The sequence below is a fragment of the Pseudomonas sp. EL_65y_Pfl2_R96 genome (assembly GCF_963970905.1).
Taxonomy (GTDB): Bacteria; Pseudomonadota; Gammaproteobacteria; order Pseudomonadales; family Pseudomonadaceae; genus Aquipseudomonas.
Genome location: NZ_CAXAQH010000254.1, coordinates 1 through 498 on the forward strand (window position 1 = coordinate 1; position 498 = coordinate 498).

At 65.1% G+C, this 498-nt stretch carries 1 protein-coding gene; it reads right to left on the reverse strand.

Features of this window, described 5'->3' with window-relative positions:
- A partial coding sequence (locus AACY49_RS30485) for an immunoglobulin-like domain-containing protein (RefSeq protein WP_339528000.1) occupies positions 1–498 on the reverse strand: 498 nt, incomplete at both ends.

A 498-nucleotide genomic window follows, 5' to 3' on the forward strand; every position in this document is an offset into this window, starting at 1 on the left:
CCACCGGCGAACCGGTGACTGGAGCGGACACGGACGCGGTGTAAACCACGGTGCCGCCTTCGGCGACGGTGGACGTCGCGGTCAGGTTCACCGTCGAGGTGTCGACGGTGTCGGTGACTTCGGTAACCGCCGCCGCTGGGTTGGTCGCCAGGTTTTCGAAGTTACCGCCGGCCGCGTCTTTGATCGTTGCTTCAACGGTACCGGCGTCTTTGTAGACGTCGTCCTTTGGTGCGTCGACGGTCACGGAACCGCTGGTGGCGCCGGCGGCGATGGTGATGACGGCGCCGTTCGACAGGGTCACGGTGACCGGCGTGCCGGCGGCATTGGTCAGGGTGGCGGTGTAGACGATGGAGCCGCCTTCAGCGACCGAATCGGTCGCCGACAGGCTGAGAGTCGTGGTGTCCGCTGTGTCGGTCACCGAGGTGTCCGCCGACTTGCCGTCGACTTCTAGCTTCTCGTAGTTACCGCCCTTGGCATCGTCGATTTTGACGCTCAGGG